Below are 4180 nucleotides of genomic sequence, written 5' to 3'. Positions count from 1 at the left end.
GAGGTAAAAGATACTTGATCCGCAGGCCTGATCAGGCGATCTTCGCGTCAGATGGCAGGCCACTTGGGGAATGTCGGATAAAGTGTCACGCCGTTGCGCGGCACGTGACAAATCAAGGAGAGATGACACATGAATTGGGATCAGATCGAAGGCAAATGGGAACAATTCAAGGGAGGAGCCCAAGCCCGTTGGGGGAAGTTGACCAATGATGACCTGGATGTCATCGACGGCAACCGCAAGCAACTGGTTGGCAAGATTCAAGAACAATACGGCAAATCAGAGGAAGCCGCTGAAAAAGAAGTTGACGAGTGGCTGTCCAGGCATTGATGTCAGTATGGGGCACAACAAGAATTGACTTGGTGTGCCGATATGCGCCCGACCGGTTCAATTGAGCTGAGGTTCTGGCATTCCGCATAAGCCTGCTGCGTGCGCACACTGTGCAGATCACTCACCCACTCGCACCCAGATTTGGTCTTGCTTTGACTGGCGCTTCTCCAACGCAAACCACGATGCTGTCCTACACCGCTCTGTACACGATCGCTGCTGCACTTGTCGCACGCATGGATGTCGACCCAACGGCCAGCAGCAGGCCATTTGCACGACAACCCAAAGAAAAAGCAGGCCTGTTGGCCTGCTCTGTCCGTGAAGGTCTTCTCTTGTTTAAACGCTTCGGGCCGAACTGCGCGGGCCTGCGAAGAACCAGATGACGAAACCCAGAACGGGCAACACCAGAACCAACAGTGTCCAGATGACCTTCTTACCCGTCGATGCACTGGATCCGACAATCGATACGATCGCCCAGATATCGAGAACGAGTATGATCAACCCACCGATGCCACCAATTTCCAACATATTCCAATCTCCTACACCTATTGCGAACGACAGATCGCAGTTTTCTGCGCGACCCGTTCGTACTTATGGCACCAAAACGCAAAAAGCGTGTAATCGTTCCGTGGAAGCGCGACTATATTCTGCAGACGGCGCCCCGCCCAAAGAAGCTCGTGCTGCCCTTCCTCTTGCCCGCCAGCGCAAGCGCGAAAGGTCGCATTGGCGCCGGACAAATCGCACCGATCCGCAAACGATCGGCCCATACATTTCCGACGATCCCGCAGCCTTCACTGTATCCAGACAACACTGCGCAAGCTAATGATGTAATGTGGGACTGAATGGCACCGAACAGCGCGGCAAAGCGTTGTATGATTTGCACCGGTACCAAGACGATCAAATTCCGGGCAGCACGTCGCTGCCCAGCCACAGAGGATACCAATCCGTTCAATGGGATCGCGCGCGTTTCTCTTTAAGCTGCTGCAAGACATCCGGGCCAGCTACTGGTTTTTGCCAAGTACGCTGGTGTGTCTTGCCGTTTTCCTGTCTCAGTGCAGCCTGTACCTCGATCAGAACCCAAATCTGTTGCCATTTGAGATACCGGAAGGTTTGCGCGACACCCAGGTCGATGGAGCCCGATCGCTGATGACCACCATTTCGCAATCGGTATTTGGTGTTGCGGGCGTCATGTTTTCCATGACGATCGTCGCGGTGTCCTTTGCCTCTGGAAATTTCGGGCCGCGGCTGATCGGAAATTTCATGCGCGACCGCGGCAATCAATGGAGCCTTGGGATACTGATTGCGACGTTCGTCTATGCGTTGATGATCACGCGCGCGATTCAAAGTCCGAACGGCGAAGGCACCGAACTGTTTGTGCCGCACCTGTCCATCATGATCGCCCTGGGACTGACCTTCGTGTCGATCTTCACGGTGATCTACTTCGTTCATCACATTCCCGAAACAATCAACGTTTCCAACATCACCGCATCTCTTGGCCAAAAGTTGATCGCCGACATCAAGTCCGTGATTGACGCTCAGGGCGACGAGGACCGCGAAGCCGTCGCACTGCCCGATCGTGATCCGGACAAAAGCGTCGCGCTTGAAAAAACGGGTTACATTCAGACCCTCAACACCGATCAACTCAGATCCGTTGCGCGCGAGCATGAGCTCATCATTGATGTCTGCCGCCCGGTCGGGGCGTTCGTGACAGAGTACACAACCGTAATGCAAATCTGGGGATCCGACATTTCGGACGATTGTGTCACGGAATTGCGCAACAGCTTTGCATTGGGAAAGTCGCAGACCGAAAACCACAATCTTTTGTTCATTGTCGCCCAGCTCGTGGAAATGATCGCCCGCGCCCTCTCTCCCGGCGTCAACGACCCTTTTACGGCGATCAACTGCCTGAACTGGCTTCATGCCGCAGTCACTGCCGCCTCCAATCACAACGGCGGGCTACGTGATCAGGTTTGCGACGCCGTCCACACGTCATCCCTGAGTTTCGACGATGTATTTCAGTCAAGCTTCGGGGCATCGCTGAACTATATAAAAACCGATGCGCTGTGTACGGCCCATGTCAGATACCTGATCGCCGCGCTTGACGCTCAGATCGAGGATCCCGACCACAAAAAGACGCTGGCGACCTTCTCGGCGGAACTCGACACATAAAGGGGCCCGTAGGCCCCCTGTCGACAGGCATGTGCCTGGAATCAATCCAAGTGGCTTGTCCGTGCCAGCAGCGTGTCGAGGTCAACCTTCATCGCGATGAGGTCGCCATGTTCACGCGATGCAACCGGCACCGCGTCAATTGCCTCCTTGAAGGCTGATGCGATGAACGTTTCGCCGCTGCGGATATTGTCCATCACATCCTCGTCGATCTCGTCCACCAGGGCGCGGATGCTCACGACGCCTTCATTAATCTTGGCCATGAACGATCCGTCGGTCTCCGGTTCCAAGCCACGACGTTTCAACAGGATGCTCAACCGCTCGGCGTGGGAGGTGTGCAGGGCCAAAAATTCCTCGGCGACGGGTCTGAACTCCGGTTCGGCCTTTTCCACCAACGTTTGAAATCCCGCCCTAGCATCGAGGCTGCGGATCAGGACCTTGTCCAGAGCATTGATCGCTGTGTCGTCGAATGTCGCCGTTGTGGTCGGCATCGGTTCACTCCCTTGCTTGACTGAAATCATGGAAAAACGCGCAAAGGCCACAAGAGTTCCCCGTGGGCTGCGAACCGCACAAAACGAAGGTGTGGTACGTAAAGCCAACCTCTTTCACCAATCGAATTGGGCGTCATCCATATTTCGTAAGTCGGCTCGGCACGCACCTTTTCCCTGGTCCGACCTGCGCGCGCGCATCTGCGGCGTCATCCGCCCCAAGCCCGCCTCAAAGGGCTTGAAAGGATAGACGCGGGGTCAGTCATGCGCAGGTCTGAAAAGAAAAAACGGAGAGCCGAAGCCCTCCGCCAAGTTTCGCCGTCCAGGCTCAATTTGTTAACCGCTCGGTATTTTTTTGCCTGCGGCCTGAACGTCGTCGGGGGCGAGCGCACCCGCCCCGTGTAGCAAAGGCAGATCGCTCTGCCTCTGTAGTAGGATGGGAAGGACTATAGTCGCGCCCCACCCTGTCTCGTCGGGAGCCGGATCAGTTGCCCGGCCCAGCCCCCTAACGCCCCTGATCGGGACGCGTATTGGATCAGCTACACCCGGACGTGCCGCCGCAACTATGCGTACCATTTGGTATGTCGACTGCTGCTATCATGGTTCTTTCCGTGGGCATATCGAGGAATCGGTATGACCACAAGATATAGTAGTTGATGAGTGTTCTGTCAGCATATTTCCCCTTCAAACTTCATCAGTTCTACCTTTAGGGGTTGGCGAAGACGAATGATGTTGAGGCGTTCAGAGGTGCATTCACCGATATTAGGCCTGAGGATGTAACTGACACCCTGGACTTCATCCCAGAATGCCACGCACGCGCGTCAGTAACGACAACCCGTTCTCCGAGCGGTGTTTCGCACCTGCAAGTATCGCCCGGTTTGGCCTAACAGGGGTTTTGCCACGAAGGCCGGTGCGCAGGAGAGGGTGAAACCCTTCGCAAACTGGTACAACGAGGAACACCTCTATAGCGCGATCCACTTCGTCACACCAAACATGCACCACTGTAGCGCGACAATCTGGATGCGAGGAGCGCGTCAATCAGGATGAGAATCCTTGGTCGCGACACTTGAGACGATGCCGTCGTTTTCTATCGCGATCAAGGGTTTTGTGTTTTTGATTGTCGCGGCGCGTCAATCAGCTTGGATGTTAGCCGGTGTCGCTCTTTGAGCTGGGCGCCCAGGCCCCTTTGCTTGTTCGGCGGC

4 protein-coding genes are annotated in these 4180 nt (G+C 55.4%); 2 read left to right on the top strand and 2 right to left on the bottom strand.

Annotated elements, in window-relative coordinates; genetic code table 11:
* Positions 1–129 precede the first annotated feature (129 nt).
* Positions 130–327, top strand: coding sequence for a CsbD family protein (locus tag LC354_RS26610; RefSeq protein WP_223428965.1), 198 nt, complete (start codon positions 130–132; stop codon positions 325–327).
* Positions 328–660: 333 nt separating this feature from the next.
* Here the strand turns inward: LC354_RS26610 and LC354_RS26605 are convergent, their stop codons facing one another.
* Positions 661–852 (bottom strand): PLDc N-terminal domain-containing protein, encoded by a 192-nt coding sequence (locus LC354_RS26605; RefSeq protein WP_223428964.1) that lies wholly within the window; start codon positions 850–852, stop codon positions 661–663.
* Positions 853–1275: 423 nt separating this feature from the next.
* On the opposite strand from LC354_RS26605, the gene LC354_RS26600 reads away from it, so the two are divergent.
* Entirely contained in the window at positions 1276–2493 is a 1218-nt protein-coding gene (locus LC354_RS26600) for a DUF2254 domain-containing protein (RefSeq protein WP_223428963.1), read from the top strand.
* A 41-nt stretch (positions 2494–2534) separates the two neighbouring features.
* On the opposite strand, the gene LC354_RS26595 is transcribed toward LC354_RS26600, so the two are convergent.
* Positions 2535–3032 (bottom strand): DUF2383 domain-containing protein, encoded by a 498-nt coding sequence (locus tag LC354_RS26595; protein WP_223428962.1) that lies wholly within the window; start codon positions 3030–3032, stop codon positions 2535–2537.
* Positions 3033–4180: the final 1148 nt, after the last annotated feature.

Source organism: Tateyamaria pelophila (genome assembly GCF_019966495.1).
Taxonomy (GTDB): Bacteria; Pseudomonadota; Alphaproteobacteria; order Rhodobacterales; family Rhodobacteraceae; genus Tateyamaria; species Tateyamaria pelophila.
Note: the sequence above shows the minus strand (reverse complement) of the source record. Positions and strands in the feature narration are given on the sequence as shown.